Consider the following 13,590-nt stretch of genomic DNA (forward strand, 5'->3'; position numbering starts at 1 on the left):
GGGATTCAGTCATCCTCCTGAACAGGGCGTTCGTAGTCCTCGGGTCTGGCGCGGTTGCGCTCAGTGGAATCGTCCGGCATGTCGTGCTCCTTCCACAACGCATCGTCGCGGCGCAGCTTGTCCGGCGTATGCGCCTTGTCCTGGTCGCTTACCTGGCCCAGCGGATTGATCGGTTTCTTGGATGGCATGCGCGTGCTCCCACGTGTTGTGCCCTGCGATCAGACGCCAGGTCGCGTGAAGCGGCGATATTTATCCACATGCCTGCGACGCAGCGCACAGTGCCGTGCGTACACGTTCTTTTCGCCTTCGTTGCGGAACCTTAACGACAGCCCTGTAGTATCCCTGAACACAGGGGAACATCAGCGGGCGAAAACATCATGGGATACAGCGCGCAGTTCCTCGAAGACGAGACGTGGATGGCCCTGCAGGCTCAATACCGCACTCATGGCAACGGCCCGGAATTCTGGGACGCATACCAGAAGATCCTGGAGAACTCGGCCAGGCAGGGGGGATGCAAGGTCGAGCTTGCCAACCGCATGGCGGCCATGGCGCAGCGGCTCGGTGCGGTCTCCTCCGCACAGGTGATCCGGAGCGAGCCCGCCGGCAAGCGTTAGCGGGACCGCCACCGGTATTGTCGAGTCTGGTAGCGGCCCACGGCCGCGCTTTCGTTTTCCGCATCACTTCGACGTCTTTTCGGTGGCGCGGATGTCGCCGTGGAACTCGCGCGAGCTCCTGCCCGGCGAAACCGCCTCCTGCCCCTTGATCTGCTTGAGCATCTGCTTGCGCGCGGCGACCACTTCCTTGGCCAGCGCCACGCGGCGGCCGACCACCATCTCGGTGAGCCAGTCGATCAACTGGCGCGTGTACTCGTGCTGGTGCTCCTTGACGCTCAGTGCATGGTCGGCACCCCGGATCAGGCGCGAGGTCACCGAGCGCGCCTGCACGAAGGCATTGGCGTAGTTGCGCATCACCGGATGCGGCACGACCACGTCGTTCTCCGCCTCCACCAGCAGCACGTCGCCCTTGAAGCGCGTGCAGGCGGCCAGGGCGCGGTTGGCCTGTGCCGGGATCTCGCTGTTGCGATAGCGCATCAGGTCCGGGTCGCGATTGAGCGAGACCTTGGGAGCGCTCCAGTATTCGTCCTTGTAGAGTGCCGGCGAGCGCAGTGCCAGCCATTCCACCGGCCGCTCCAGGGTCAACAGCGTCGCCAGGTAGCCGCCGTAGCTCAACCCCACCACCGCGATCGAGTGGCGGTCCACGTAGGGCAAGGCGGCGAGCTGGTCGTAGGCCGCCTTCAGGTCCTCCAGGTTCTGCGGGCGCGTGACGGTCTGCCGCATCGATGCGTATCCTTCGTGCCCGCGCAGGTCGAAGGTGAGGCAGATGCAGCCCAGGCCGACCGCCTCCCTGGCGCGCACCAGGTTGTGATGCTGGTTGCCGCCCCAGCCATGCACGAACAGCACCCCGGGCATGCCCGTGGGCGTCAGCAGGGTCCCGCTGAGCTCGTCGCGCTCAACCGGGATCTGGATGCTGGACAGCTTGGCTTCCATCGGGCAAGGGAGAACTCAGTCGGTACTTGAGGCGCGGACCGTTCGCCGGCGCGGCGGAGCGGTAGTAGACGTCGGCACCGGCGGGCAACGGACCCGCCTCGTCGTAGATCTCGCGGGTGCAGGCATAGGCGCGGTGCAGCCCGGGATCGCGCTGGAACAGCGCGACGGCGGCCAGTTCCGCCGGAGTCGCTCCGCCTATCCGCCAGGATTGCTCCAGTACGCCGCAGAACGCATGCGTGCCGTCGCGACTCACCAGGATGTCGTAGTTGCGCCGCGACACCTGCATCCCAGGATAGGCATCGGCGATGAAGCCGTCGTAGAGGCGCGCCCGTTCCACCGCCGACTTCTGCTCGGCGTTCAGGCCGCTTTCGGCCAGGTCGCCCAGCGTGCCGCGGATGATCCACAGGTCCGAGCCGCCATAGACGTCGCGGCCGGCCTGGTCCTTCACGGCCGATTGCGTCCCGTGGTAGGCGATGTCGATGCCGGCGCAATGCAGCTCGCCGACGCTGTAGGTGATCGCGTCGCCGACGTTCTGCTCCAGCACGGCACCGTGTTCGGCGAGATAGCCCCGCGGCAGCTCGGCCAGCACGCACTCGAGGGTCGCGGCGTCGCCCAGCAGCCATTGCCCGCGCCCGCCCACGCCGGTGGCGAGCTTGAAACGCACCAGTCCGCCCTCGCGCAGGCGCGCATGCGCCCGGCGCGCATCGGCCTCGGAGAACACCGCATACCCGGGCAGCGTCGCCCGGGCCAGGGCCTGCGCGGCGAGCGGGTTCCAGCCGCTCGGCCGGGCCGCATCCTCGCCGACCAGCGGATGGCTGATCACCTTGGTCGCCATGAAGGCATGCGGCACCACGCCGCCGAGCAGGTACCCGGCATCGGCGATGCCCAGCAGGGCCGCCTGCTCGGTGGTGAGCGTGTCGTCCGGCACGTGGAAGGCGCCGGCCTGTCGTGTCGCACGTGCCGGTATGCCCGCGCACGGCAAGCGCATCAGGCGCGCAACTTCCCGCACGATCCAGTCGTGCGTGGCGCGTTCGTGCCCGTCGGCGGGCACGTCGCGGACGGCATCGCCCACGACCTTGTCGAATGCGGACATCGCCGGCATACCGTGTCTGGAGGGGCAAACAAGGGGCAAGGAGGCAGGGGTACGCGAACCGGAACGCTTCAGGCGGCCACGCATGCGGTCGTACGGGCCGATGCCGTCAACGCGCATGCGCGGCAACCGTCTTCGAAAGTGGCTTGCCCGGAGGAAGCCCTGGTGTCCCCGGCGATCTCGTCATCGGGTGCTACCTTCGGGATCCGGCCGTTAGCCACGCGTGCAATGGTGCGATGTATCGCGTGAAAGCGCGGTCCTCTCGCCTTCCGTGCACGAGGCGAGCGCCGCGTGTCGCCATCGGGTCGCGACCGGGCCTTGCTGATCCGTTCTTTACATCGGCAACGCTAGGCTCGCTGCAGGCGCTGGACCACCGCGCCTTGCACGCCCGAGTGGCACCACCTGCGAACGCGAGGATCGTACTGCCCATCATGGCGTGCGGGGTTCCGCCGTCAGGACAGCGCCGCTCGTTTCGCAACGGACGTGGAGACGCCATGAAAACCCGATACGAAGTACTGCAGGAACTGGACCGCCTGGAACGGCTGGTGCCCCACATCATCAGCGACCAGGGCGAACGCGCCGAGGAGATCCTCGGTTTCCACATCGCGAACCTGATCGGCAGCGCGGCGCCTGCCGAACACCCCCTCATCCACGCGCGCACCGCGCCGATGGTCCTGCGTTGCCGGATGCCGCAGAAGCAGCCGGTCGCCACGTCCAGGACGCCGACGCCGGTGGTGGTGCAACCCCGGTGGACATGATGGCGGCGGCAAGCCGGCCGACGCCGCGGCGGTTCGGCGCGGTGCTGGCGATCGCCTGCGGCTGTGCATCGACCGGCTGCGGCGCGGGCGGCGATGCCTCGCGCACCGCGCCTGCAGTGTCTCCGGCGCCCGTGCCGGCCCCGGCCGGCGGCACCGGGCTGGCCCCGGTCGCCCGGGGCGATGCGGCTGTGCTCGGCGTGCTGGCCGCCATGGACGAGAACGAGATCGCGCTGGCCCGGCACGGCCTTGCCCGCCGGCTGGACGGCGCCACCGGCGACTTCGCCCGGCAGATGCTGCTCGCCCACCAGCACGATCTGGAGAAAGCCCGCGCGATGGGAGCCGCCGACAGCGATGCCGCGGCGGCGATGCGGGCGCGCGGCAGCGCCACGTTGGCCGCGCTGGATGCCCAGACCGAAGAGAACCCCTACCGCAACGCCTTCATGGCGGCGATGGCGTCCGAGCACGCCGCCGCGCTGAAGACGCTGGACGCGGAACTCATTCCCGGCGCGCGTTCCGAAGCCGTGCGCAGGCACCTGCTCGGCGTCCGCCGCGCCGTCGCCGAACACTACGAGCGCGCCCAGGCGGTCAGCGCATCGCGCTGACCGGCGCGGACCCGATGCCACGCTCCGCCGCCCCGGGACTGGCTCCGGGGGCGGCAGGGGCGCCGGTCCTCACCCTTGCGCCTGGGGTGCTCTGGCAGGCGTCCTGCCCGCGTGCATCCACCGGTACAGCACCGGCAGCACCACCAGTGTGAGCAGGGTCGAGGACACGATGCCGCCGATCACCACGGTGGCGAGCGGCCGCTGCACCTCCGAACCGGCACCCACGTTCAAGGCCATCGGCACGAAACCCAGCGACGCCACCAGCGCCGTCATCAGCACCGGGCGCAACCGGCTCGAGGCACCCTCGCGTACCGCGCTTTCCAGCGATGCGCCCTCGCCGCGCAGGTGGCGGACGAAGCTGATCATGACCAGCCCGTTCAACACCGCCACGCCGGACAGCGCGATGAACCCGATGCCGGCCGAGATCGACAGCGGGATGCCGCGCAACGCCAACGCCAGCACGCCGCCAGTGAGCGCCAGCGGCACGCCGCTGAACACGACCAGCGCATCGCGCGCCGATCCGAACGCCCAGAACAGCAGCGCGAAGATGATCGCCAGCGTGACCGGCACCACCACCGCCAGTCGTCGGCTGGCCGAGATCAGTTGCTCGAAGCTGCCGCCGTACTCGATCCAGTAGCCGGTCGGCAGCCGCACGTCCTGGCCGATCCGCCGCTGCAGTTCCGCCACGAAGCCGCCCAGGTCGCGGTCGCGCACGTTGGCGGTGACGACAATGCGGCGCTTGCCGTTCTCGCGGTTGATCTGGTTGGCGCCTTCGCTGGCGACGACCGACGCCACCGCGCCCAGCGGGATCGTGCCGGGGCCGGCGGACCTCCCGACGTCCGGCGTGCCTTCGCCGTCCATGCTGGCCGGCGCCTCGCCGAGCGGGATCGGCAGCGCGGCCAATGCATCGGGATCCTGCCGCAGCCGCTCCGGCAGGCGCACCACGATGTCGAAGCGGCGATCGCCCTCGAAGACCTGCCCCGCCACCTCGCCGCCGACCGCCACCGCGACCACGCGCTGCAGCTGCCCGACCGTGAGCCCGTACGCCGCCAGCGCCCGCCGGTCCGGCACGATCGACAGGAACGGCAGCCCGCCGGCCTGCTCCAGCCGCACGTCGGCCGCGCCCGGCACCTGCCTGGCCACCGCCTCGATCCGCCGCCCCACCCGCTGCAGCGTATCCAGCTCGTCGCCGTACAGGTTGATCGCCACGTCCGCGCGCACGCCGGAGATCAACTCGTTGGTCCGCATCTGGATCGGCTGGGTGAACTCGTAGTTGTTGCCGGGGATCTTCCGCATCTCCGCTTCGATCTCGGCGACCAGCCGCGCCTTGGGCTTCTTCGGGTCGGGCCATTGCGCGCGCGGCTTGAGCATCACGAAGGTGTCGGCCACCGAAGGCGGCATCGGGTCGGATGCCACTTCGGGCGTGCCGATCCTGGAGAACACCCGCTCCACCTCGGCGAACTCCACCAGGCGTTCCTCCAGCCTGCGCTGCATGCCCACCGACTGGGTCAGGCTGGTGCCCGGGATGCGCATGGCGTGCATCGCGATGTCGCCTTCGTCCAGGCTCGGCACGAACTCGCTGCCCAGGCGCGCCGCGAGCACGCCGCTGAGCGCCAGCAACGCGACGGCCCCGGCGGCGATCCAGCGGCCATGGCGCAGGCTGCCGTCCAGCAACGGCTCGTAGCGCCGCCGCAGCCAGGCCATCAACCGATTCTCCTTCTCCTCGACCTTGCCGCCGAGCGCCAGCGCGATCGCCGCCGGCACGAAGCTCAGCGCCAGCACCATCGCGCCGGCCAGCGCCATCACCACGGTGGCGGCCATCGGGTGGAACATCTTTCCTTCCACGCCGGTGAGGGCGAAGATCGGCAGGTAGACCGCCGTGATGATGCCCAGCCCGAACAGGCTCGGCCGGATCACCTCCGCGGTCGCGCTGGCGGCGGTCTCGAAGCGCTCGTCGCGGGTCATCGCCCGCCCCAGCGCATGCTGTCGTTCGCCGAAGCGGCGCAGGCAGTTCTCGATGATGATCACCGCGCCATCGACGATCAGGCCGAAATCCAGCGCGCCCAGGCTCATCAGGTTGGCGGATACGCCGGTGCGCGCCATGCCGGCGAGCGTGAACAGCATCGCCAGCGGGATCACCGCCGCCGTGATCAGCGCCGCGCGGAAATTGCCCAGCAGCAGGAACAGGACCACCACGACCAGCAGCGCGCCCTCGGCCAGGTTCTTGGCCACCGTCGCGATGGTCCGGTCCACCAGCGCGGTGCGGTCGTAGACCGGCGTCGCGGCCACCCCCGCGGGCAGGCTCCTGGCCGCCTCCCGCAGGCGCGCGGCCGCGGCCTGCGCGACATCGCGGCTGTTGGCGCCGGCCAGCATCACCACCGTGCCCAGCACCACCTCGTGCCCGCCCTGCGTGGCCGCGCCGCTGCGCAGTTCCTTTCCGTCCGCCACCTGCGCGACGTCGCCGATGCGCACCGGCACGCCTTCGCGCCGGCCCAGCACGATGTCGCGGATGCCGCCGACGCCGGCCACCTGCCCCGGTACGCGCACCAGGAACTGCTGCCCGTTGCGCTCGATGTAGCCCGCGCCGAGGTTGCGGTTGTCGGCCTGCAGGGCGCCGACCACGTCGTCCAGGGTGAATCCCAGCGCACGCAGGCGCAGCGGATCGGGCGTGACGTGCACCTCGCGCTTGAACCCGCCCATCGTGTTGACCTCGGTCACCCCGGGGACGTTGCGCAGCTGCGGACGGATCACCCAGTCCTGCAGGGTGCGCAGGTCGGTCGCGGTGTACGGCGTCCCGTCCGGCTTGCGTGCGTCCGGCGCCGCGTCGAGCGTGTAGGAGAAGATCTCGCCCATGCCGGTGGCGATCGGCCCCAGTGCGGGCTCGAGCCCGGCCGGCATCTGCGATTTCACCTGCTGCAGGCGTTCGGCCACCTGCTGGCGCGCGAAGTAGATGTCGGTGCCGTCGGCGAACACCACGGTGACCTGCGACAGCCCGTAGCGCGAGATCGAGCGGAAGTAGGCCATCTTCGGCAGGCCGGCCAGCGCCGTCTCCACCGGGAAGGTGATGCGCTGCTCCACTTCCAGCGGCGAGTAGCCGGGTGCGGCGGTGTTGACCTGCACCTGCACGTTGGTGATGTCGGGCGTGACGTCGATCGGCAACCGCTGAAAGCTCCAGATGCCGACGCCGATCAACGCCAGCGTGAGCGCCATGACCAGCCAGCGATGGGCGATCGAAGCCCTGATGAGTCGTTCGAGCATGCCGGCCTCCTCAATGTCCGTGCGAGGCGGCGGACTTCTCGATGTCCGCCTTGACCAGGTAGCTCTGCTCGACGACGACTTCCTCGCCCGCCTGCAGTCCTTCGACGATCTCGACGTCGTGGCCATCGCGCCGGCCCAGCGTCACCGGGCGCGCGGCGTAGGCGTCCCCATTGCGCACGAACACCACGTCGCGGCCGTCCATCGACTGCAGCGCCAGCCGCGGCACCCGCAACGCCACGTCGTGCGTGGCCGTCGCGATCCGCGCGGTGACCGCCATGCCGGGCCGCCACAGGCCGTCGGCGTTGTCGAGTGGCACGCGCACCACCGTGCTCTGGCTGGCGGTGGCCGCGCCGGGCAGGACCCGCTCGATGCGGCTTTCGATCCGGGCGTCGTCGTACATGCGCTCGACCGTCACCGCCGCGCCCGGCCGGATCGCGCGCACGTCCGTGCCGAACACATGCAGGTCCGCCCAGACGCGCGACAGATCGGCGACCTCGTACAGCACCTGCCCCTCGGCCACGCCGCCGCCGACCTGCGCCTGGCGCGCCGTGACCACGCCGGAGATCGGTGCGGAAAGCGAATACGTGGTCAGGCTGAGATTGCTGAGGACGCTGGCCAGCGGCTGGCCCGCCACGACGCGGTCGCCGACGTTGGCCCGCAACGCGCGCACGGTGCCGGGATAGCGGGCGGTCACCTGTGCGCTGCTGCCGTCGATCGGCATCAGCACGCCCTGCACTTCCAGTTCGGTCGCGATGCGCCCGGCACCGGCCGTGGCGGTCCTGATGCCGTTGGCGTCCGCTTCGGCCCGGCTGATGCGGGTGGTTTCGGCGGCAGGTTCGTCGCCAGGGCTTTCCTGCGCGGCCTCGCCGTTCGCCGGCGCGGATTCTTGGCCGCACCCGGCCAGCAACAACGCGGCCACGAGCACGACGGGGATGGCCCCCCGCTTGGATGGGGTTTTCATGGGCGATGCTCCTGGACGTTGGAGCGCTGGCCGGCCACCAGCGGTTGGCCGGTCAGGCGCTGGATCTCGATGAGGGCCCTCTGGGCCGCGACCGCGGCGGCGAGCTGGCGACGATTGGCGTCCACGCGCTGCTGCTGCAGCTGCGCCCACTCCAGGTAGCCGATCGCGCCGGCGCGCCAGGCGCGCTCGGCGGCCTGTTCGGCACGGGCCAGGCGCGGGATCACCTCGTCGCCCAGGCGCCGGACTTCCAGTTGCGCGGTGCCGTACTCGCCATGGGCGGCGGACAGCGTGGAGTACAGGCGCAGCGACAGCGATTCGCGCTCGACCGAGCTCAACGCCAACCCGGCCTCGGCCGCGCGGATCGCGGGTGCGGCCCGCGTCGCGCTGCCCAGCGGTACGCTGAGCCCGGCGAGCAGCGCGACATCGCCGCCGCCGCGCAGGTAACGCGCGCCCGCCTGCCATTGCAGATCGGCCACGGCTTCGGTGCGCGCAAGCCGCACCGAAGCCTCGCGGATCCGCGTTTCTCCGGCCAATCGGGCCAGTTCCGGCGTGGCGTCGAGCAGGCCGCGCAACACGTCGAAGTCCTGCAATGCCGGCAATGCCATGGGATCGCCGGCGACCCGCGCGAACCCGGGATCGCGTGCGTTCCACAACGCCGCGAGGTTCTGCCTGGCCGCCTGCGCGGCCTGCAGCGCACGGTCGCGGTCCAGCTCGGCCTCGGCCAAGGCGGCCTGCGCGGTGAGCAAGGTCGATTCCGGCGATGCGCCCGCGACCAACCGCTGCCTGGCGGCTTCGACCGCGCGCCTGCGCTGGGCGATGTCGACGTCGGCGATCTCGCGCTGCCGCTCCGCGGCGCTGACCGCCAGGTAGCGGCGGGCGGTCTCGGCCAGCAGGTCGAGCCGGGCGATCTCGCGCTGCGGCGCCAAGGCGTCGATGTTGGCCTGGGCCAGGGCCCGGCGCGCATCGAGCTTGCCGCCGCGCTCCAGCACGCCGGCCAACGTTACCGTGGCTTCGGCCTGGTCGAAGCCGCGGTAGCCGCCGCTGCCGAGCGCGTTCTCGATCGTCGCGCCCAGCGCCAGCGGCGGACGTTGCCCGGCGATGGCGAGATTGGCGTCCAGGACGGCGCGCTGGCCGTCGACGAGACGCAGGTCAGGATGGACCTGGGCGACGCGCGCGATCGCATCGTCCAGGGTGAGGATCTGTACAGGCGCTGGCACCTGCGCGCGAACGGCAGGCGCCAGCGCGAAGGCGGCCAAGGCCGCCAGTCGCAATCGCATGGGGAATTCTCCGGAAGAGGACGGGACGGAAGGCCGGCCATGGCCGGCGCAGGCGTCAAGCCGCTATCGGAGGACGGAACGTCGAGGCGATCCGCGCGGAAGGATGCGGCGGATGCGAGGTGCGCGGCGGCACGGCGCGCGGGGGCAGCGCCGCGGGCAGCACGAACGAACTCGGCAATGCGGTCAGGTGGCCGCAGCAGTGCGCGCCGTGCATCAGCGCATGCAGCAGGTCGCCGGCACGATCGTCGCCGGACGCGGGATCGCCGGCCAGCGCATGCGCCCCGGCGTCGTGAAGATGCGCGCTGCTGCCCCGGCTGGCCTCGTGCAGGTCGCCGATCGCGGCCAGCACCGGATTGGCCAGCACCGCCAGCACCAACAAGGCCAGCGCCGGCAGGCGCAGCAGTCGGCCGAATTGTGCGAGGGGCCCTGGCATGCGGGCGATACTAAACAGCGTGGCTGGCGTTAGACAATTTCGCTGGCCTCGCCTTTCATGGCGTGCGCCCGGGCGCGCTTTCCCGTTCCGCCGGCAGGCTGCCCAGCAACTGTTCGGCAAGGCCGCGATAGATGGGCACCCGGCAGACCAGGCCGGATACCCACCGCGCCACCAGCACCGTCGCCAGGATCGGCAGCAGCATGTTGCTGCTGTCGGTCAACTCCAGCGAAATCACCGCCGACGTCAGGGGCGCCTGGGTTACGCCGGTGAGATAGGCGCACATGCCGAGCAACACGAACACCCGCGCATCGACGCCCGGCATCAGCGCCGCCAGGTTGTGCCCCACGCCGGCCCCTACCGCCAGCGCCGGCGAGAACAGTCCTCCCGGAATGCCGGCGACGTACGAGGCCAGGTTCGCCAGCAGCTTCATCACCCCGAACTCGTGGCCGACCACCGCATGGCCTTGCACCAGGCTGCGCGCCTGCTCGTAGCCGGTGCCGAAGGCGCCATTGCCGAACGCCGCCGCAAGCGCCACCAGGACCAGTCCGCACAGCGCCGCCAGCAGCACCGGATGCTCGCGCCGCAAGCGGCCCAGCCAACGCGGCTTGCCCGCCACGCTCGCCAGCACCAGGCGCGCGAACAATCCGCCCAGCAATCCCGCCGCCACGCCGCACAGCAGGATCGCCACCCACGCCTGGCCGAGCGGAAGCAGCGCCGGGACCTTGCCGAAGTACGTGTAATTGCCCAGCAATCCCATCGACACCACGCCGCCGACGATCACCGCGGTCAGCAGCGTGCCCGAGAAACGGTGCTCGAAGCGCCCGCTCAGCTCCTCGATCGCGAACACGATGCCCGCCAACGGCGTATTGAACGCCGCGGCTATGCCCGCGGCGCCGCCGGCCAGCAGGAAATGCGACAGCTCGCGCGCGTCCCGGAAACCGAACGCGCGCCCGAACAGGTACATCAGGCTGGCGCCGACATGCACCGTCGGTCCTTCGCGCCCGACCGACGCGCCGCCGAGCAGCGACAACGTGGTCAACGCCAGCTTGCCCGCCGATACGCCGAGCGAAAGATTGGCCTGCCGGAACCCGGGATCCGGCCTTTCCAGCGCCGCGATGACCTGCGGGATGCCGCTGCCGCGCGTGGGCTTCAGCGCCCCGGAGGTCAGCCAGGCGAGCAAGGCGAAGATCCCGGGCGTGAGCAGCAAGGCCCACCACAAGGAATGGGCGATGACGCGCTGGAACAGATGGAAAGCCGCATCGCTGGCCTTCGCGAACAGGATCGCCACCAGGGCCACCGCGACCGCGCCTCCCCACAGGGCGACGCGGCGTCTCCAGGCGTCACTGTCGAGCAGTCGGCGCAAGCCGTGCCGGAGCGGATCGAACGCATTCATGGGCACATTGTCTCATGCCCGTCCTTGCCATCACCCGTGGTCGTGCTTCGGCGCGTGCCCCGTGCCGGGTCCAGCCCGGCCGGAATCGCAGAGCGAACAGCCTTCGCTCCAGGCGCTGTCGCCGTCCACGTAGTGCTCCTTCTTCCAGATCGGGCTGGTGTGCTTGACCGCTTCGATCACCTGCCGGCACGCGCGGAACGCCTCGTCGCGATGCGGAGTGCCCGCGGCCACCACCACCGCCACGTCGCCGATCGCGAGGCGCCCCTTGGCGTGCGCCACGTACAGCTTGATCTTCGGGCCGAACGCCACCGCGGCCTCGTCCATGATCCGGCGGAAACCGTTGAGCGCGAGCGCATCGAACATGTCGTAGGTGATCCCGACCACGCTGCGGCCCTGGTTGAAGTCGCGCACGCGGCCGATGAACACGTCCACGCCGCCGAACGCCGGATCGGAGACGAAGTCGATGGCCTCGGCCGGATCCAACGCCGTCCCGGCGCGATCGGCGATCAACGCCCATTGCCGCTCGTCGCGCATCGAGGTGGAAGATTCCATGCTCAACCTCCGCTGACCGGCGGCAGGATCGCCAGTTGCCCGTCGCCCGGCACCGGATCCTCGTCGCGCAACACGCGCCGGCTGTCGGCGAATGCCGATACCCGCAACAGGCCTTCCTTGAAGCCGGGACTGGTCGCCAGCAGTCGCTCGCGCAGGCCCGCCCTCACCTCCGCGATCCGCGCGCCGTCGGCGACTTCCAGTTCGAGCTGGGGCGGATCGGCGTACTCGGAGAGCGCGCCGAACAAACGTACCGAAACCTTCATGAAGCCATCTCCGGGAAAAGTTGGACCGGCTGCCGGTGCCCGAGCCCATAGACCTCCACCGCCTCGCCGCGCGCCGCGCCCGCCTGCCCTTCCGGCACGACCGCCCAGGCATTGGCCTGCAGCATCGGCATCAGCCGGAAAGACTCCTGCTTCGGCAGCACCTCGACCTCGAGCCGGCCGGCCGCGTCGGGCCCCACCCAGGCGCGGGCGAAGAAGCGCAGCGCCGGCGCCTTGGCGAAATCCGCCTTCAGCGCGATGCGCAGCGGGCTTTCCGCCGGCTGCCCGGACATCGCCCGCAGCGCCGGCTCGACGAAGAAGCGCAGCCCCACCGCCGTCGATACCGGATTGCCCGGCAACCCGAAGTACAACGGCCCCTCGCGCAACGCGGCGAACAGCACCGGCTTGCCGGGGCGCACCGCGACCTTGTGGAACACGATCCGCGCCCCGCGCTCGCGCAATGCGTCCGGGACGAAGTCGTAGCGCCCTTCGGACACCGCGCCGGTACTCAGGATCACGTCCGCGCCGAGCGACAGCGCCTGCTCCAGGGCCTGCCGGAACGGCGCCACCTCGTCGCCGACCACGCCATGCCAGACCACCTCGGCGCCCGCGGCCTGCAACTGCCCCAGCAGGAACGGCCGGTTGCTGTCGCGGATCTGCCCCGATTGCAGCGGTTGCGCCGGATCGACGACCAGCTCGCGGCCGGTCGCGATCACCGCCACGCGCGGCCTGCGCCGCACCTGCACCCGCGCCACGCCAAGCGAGGCCAGCAGCATGACTTCCTGCGTGCGCAGGACCGTCCCGGCCGCGATCACCTCGCTTCCTTCCGCGACGTCCTCGCCACGCCGGCGCAGGAAATCGCCCGGCTCGACCGCCTGCCGAAGCCGGATCGACGCAGGACGCCCCGCATCGCGCGCCAGCACCTCGACCTGCTCCACCGGCACGATCGCGTCCAGGCCCTCCGGGACGCGCGCGCCGGTCATGATTTCCCACGCACCGCCGTCGGCCCGGCGATGCTCGTCGCCCGCGGCCTGCCATCCGCGCACCGCCAGTTCGCTGCCTTCCGGCAACGTCTTCCCGCCGGTCGCCAGCGCGAAGCCGTCCATCGAAGAATTGTCGAAAGCCGGCAGCGCCACCTCGCTGACCACGGCGGTCGCCAGCACCCGGCCGTGCGCCCGTGCGCTCTCCACCTGCTCCGCTTCCAGCGGCGATACCGCCTGTTGCAGAAGCGAGAGGGCCTGTGGGTAGTCGATCATCCGGGTTTCCTGCAGTGGGCCTGGCGGTTCCGCCAGGAGACGGAACCGTACCGATCGGCCGCGCGCCGACCATGCTCCGACGATGATAGGTGGCCGGACAAGCCCCGGCCAGCGGACCGCTGCATCCGCGTCCCACGGGGACGGTGCTCCATCCGGCGCGAGTCGCCAATCGCGCTCCGATCCACGATGATGACCAGCCTCCC

General features: G+C 70.6%; 13 protein-coding genes and 1 pseudogene. 3 read left to right on the forward strand and 11 right to left on the reverse strand.

Going from position 1 to position 13,590, the window contains the following annotated elements; all coding sequences use genetic code 11:
* Window positions 1-5: 5 nt before the first annotated feature.
* Window positions 6-188: a hypothetical protein gene (locus M3M27_RS10250; RefSeq protein ID WP_434025628.1), complete on the reverse strand. Its 183-nt coding sequence runs from the start codon at window positions 186-188 to the stop codon at window positions 6-8.
* Between the two features lie 189 nt (window positions 189-377).
* Here M3M27_RS10250 and M3M27_RS10255 point away from each other — a divergent pair, with 189 nt between their 5' ends.
* Complete coding sequence (locus M3M27_RS10255; RefSeq protein ID WP_434025629.1) at window positions 378-614, forward strand: hypothetical protein; 237 nt, start codon at window positions 378-380, stop codon at window positions 612-614.
* Between the two features lie 63 nt (window positions 615-677).
* Here M3M27_RS10255 and M3M27_RS10260 read toward each other — a convergent pair whose 3' ends face one another.
* Both M3M27_RS10260 and M3M27_RS10265 read right to left on the reverse strand, forming a co-directional pair.
* On the reverse strand, window positions 678-1,547 hold the full coding sequence (locus M3M27_RS10260) for an alpha/beta hydrolase family protein (RefSeq protein WP_434025630.1): 870 nt from the start codon (window positions 1,545-1,547) through the stop codon (window positions 678-680).
* On the reverse strand, window positions 1,510-2,649 hold the full coding sequence (locus M3M27_RS10265; RefSeq protein ID WP_434025631.1) for a DUF3182 family protein: 1,140 nt from the start codon (window positions 2,647-2,649) through the stop codon (window positions 1,510-1,512). Before M3M27_RS10265 ends, M3M27_RS10260 begins: the two co-directional genes overlap by 38 nt.
* 482 nt (window positions 2,650-3,131) lie before the next feature.
* Between M3M27_RS10265 and M3M27_RS10270 the strand changes: the two genes are divergently transcribed.
* Together M3M27_RS10270 and M3M27_RS10275 are read left to right on the forward strand one after the other, a co-directional pair.
* Window positions 3,132-3,395: a hypothetical protein gene (locus tag M3M27_RS10270; RefSeq protein WP_140721177.1), complete on the forward strand. Its 264-nt coding sequence runs from the start codon at window positions 3,132-3,134 to the stop codon at window positions 3,393-3,395.
* The gene (locus M3M27_RS10275; RefSeq protein ID WP_434025632.1) at window positions 3,395-3,997 is read left to right on the forward strand and encodes a DUF4142 domain-containing protein; all 603 of its coding nucleotides are present in this window, start codon (window positions 3,395-3,397) and stop codon (window positions 3,995-3,997) included. The genes M3M27_RS10270 and M3M27_RS10275 overlap by 1 nt, the downstream gene beginning before the upstream one ends.
* A 69-nt stretch (window positions 3,998-4,066) precedes the next feature.
* On the opposite strand, the gene M3M27_RS10280 is transcribed toward M3M27_RS10275, so the two are convergent.
* The 8 genes and pseudogenes from M3M27_RS10280 to M3M27_RS10315 form a co-directional block, all read right to left on the reverse strand.
* Entirely contained in the window at window positions 4,067-7,255 is a 3,189-nt protein-coding gene (locus tag M3M27_RS10280; RefSeq protein ID WP_434025633.1) for an efflux RND transporter permease subunit, read from the reverse strand.
* A gap of 10 nt (window positions 7,256-7,265) precedes the next feature.
* Window positions 7,266-8,075: pseudogene (locus M3M27_RS10285) on the reverse strand (efflux RND transporter periplasmic adaptor subunit); the annotation flags it as partial.
* A 137-nt stretch (window positions 8,076-8,212) separates the two neighbouring features.
* Window positions 8,213-9,493: a TolC family protein gene (locus M3M27_RS10290; RefSeq protein WP_434025634.1), complete on the reverse strand. Its 1,281-nt coding sequence runs from the start codon at window positions 9,491-9,493 to the stop codon at window positions 8,213-8,215.
* 55 nt (window positions 9,494-9,548) lie between these two features.
* Window positions 9,549-9,926 (reverse strand): hypothetical protein, encoded by a 378-nt coding sequence (locus M3M27_RS10295; RefSeq protein ID WP_434025635.1) that lies wholly within the window; start codon window positions 9,924-9,926, stop codon window positions 9,549-9,551.
* Window positions 9,927-9,981: 55 nt separating this feature from the next.
* The gene (locus M3M27_RS10300) at window positions 9,982-11,319 is read right to left on the reverse strand and encodes a chloride channel protein (RefSeq protein WP_434025636.1); all 1,338 of its coding nucleotides are present in this window, start codon (window positions 11,317-11,319) and stop codon (window positions 9,982-9,984) included.
* Between the two features lie 30 nt (window positions 11,320-11,349).
* The gene (locus tag M3M27_RS10305; RefSeq protein WP_434025637.1) at window positions 11,350-11,871 is read right to left on the reverse strand and encodes a molybdenum cofactor biosynthesis protein MoaE; all 522 of its coding nucleotides are present in this window, start codon (window positions 11,869-11,871) and stop codon (window positions 11,350-11,352) included.
* Window positions 11,872-11,873: 2 nt separating this feature from the next.
* Window positions 11,874-12,134, reverse strand: coding sequence for a MoaD/ThiS family protein (locus M3M27_RS10310; RefSeq protein WP_140721154.1), 261 nt, complete (start codon window positions 12,132-12,134; stop codon window positions 11,874-11,876).
* Window positions 12,131-13,387: a molybdopterin molybdotransferase MoeA gene (locus M3M27_RS10315; RefSeq protein WP_434025638.1), complete on the reverse strand. Its 1,257-nt coding sequence runs from the start codon at window positions 13,385-13,387 to the stop codon at window positions 12,131-12,133. The genes M3M27_RS10310 and M3M27_RS10315 overlap by 4 nt, the downstream gene beginning before the upstream one ends.
* Window positions 13,388-13,590 lie beyond the last annotated feature (203 nt).

Source organism: Xanthomonas boreopolis (assembly GCF_046529185.1).
Lineage (GTDB): Bacteria > Pseudomonadota > Gammaproteobacteria > Xanthomonadales > Xanthomonadaceae > Pseudomonas_S > Pseudomonas_S boreopolis.

Bases quoted from the DNA above. Each gene is read 5' to 3' on its own strand.
- M3M27_RS10300 (WP_434025636.1), bottom strand. From the start codon at position 11,319: ATGAATGCGTTCGATCCGCTCCGGCACGGCTTGCGCCGACTGCTCGAC.
- M3M27_RS10315 (WP_434025638.1), bottom strand. From the start codon at position 13,387: ATGATCGACTACCCACAGGCCCTCTCGCTTCTGCAACAGGCGGTATCG.
- M3M27_RS10255 (WP_434025629.1), top strand. From the start codon at position 378: ATGGGATACAGCGCGCAGTTCCTCGAAGACGAGACGTGGATGGCCCTG.
- M3M27_RS10270 (WP_140721177.1), top strand. From the start codon at position 3,132: ATGAAAACCCGATACGAAGTACTGCAGGAACTGGACCGCCTGGAACGG.
- M3M27_RS10290 (WP_434025634.1), bottom strand. From the start codon at position 9,493: ATGCGATTGCGACTGGCGGCCTTGGCCGCCTTCGCGCTGGCGCCTGCC.
- M3M27_RS10305 (WP_434025637.1), bottom strand. From the start codon at position 11,871: ATGGAATCTTCCACCTCGATGCGCGACGAGCGGCAATGGGCGTTGATC.
- M3M27_RS10265 (WP_434025631.1), bottom strand. From the start codon at position 2,649: ATGCCGGCGATGTCCGCATTCGACAAGGTCGTGGGCGATGCCGTCCGC.
- M3M27_RS10275 (WP_434025632.1), top strand. From the start codon at position 3,395: ATGGCGGCGGCAAGCCGGCCGACGCCGCGGCGGTTCGGCGCGGTGCTG.
- M3M27_RS10260 (WP_434025630.1), bottom strand. From the start codon at position 1,547: ATGGAAGCCAAGCTGTCCAGCATCCAGATCCCGGTTGAGCGCGACGAG.
- M3M27_RS10310 (WP_140721154.1), bottom strand. From the start codon at position 12,134: ATGAAGGTTTCGGTACGTTTGTTCGGCGCGCTCTCCGAGTACGCCGAT.
- M3M27_RS10250 (WP_434025628.1), bottom strand. From the start codon at position 188: ATGCCATCCAAGAAACCGATCAATCCGCTGGGCCAGGTAAGCGACCAG.
- M3M27_RS10295 (WP_434025635.1), bottom strand. From the start codon at position 9,926: ATGCCAGGGCCCCTCGCACAATTCGGCCGACTGCTGCGCCTGCCGGCG.
- M3M27_RS10280 (WP_434025633.1), bottom strand. From the start codon at position 7,255: ATGCTCGAACGACTCATCAGGGCTTCGATCGCCCATCGCTGGCTGGTC.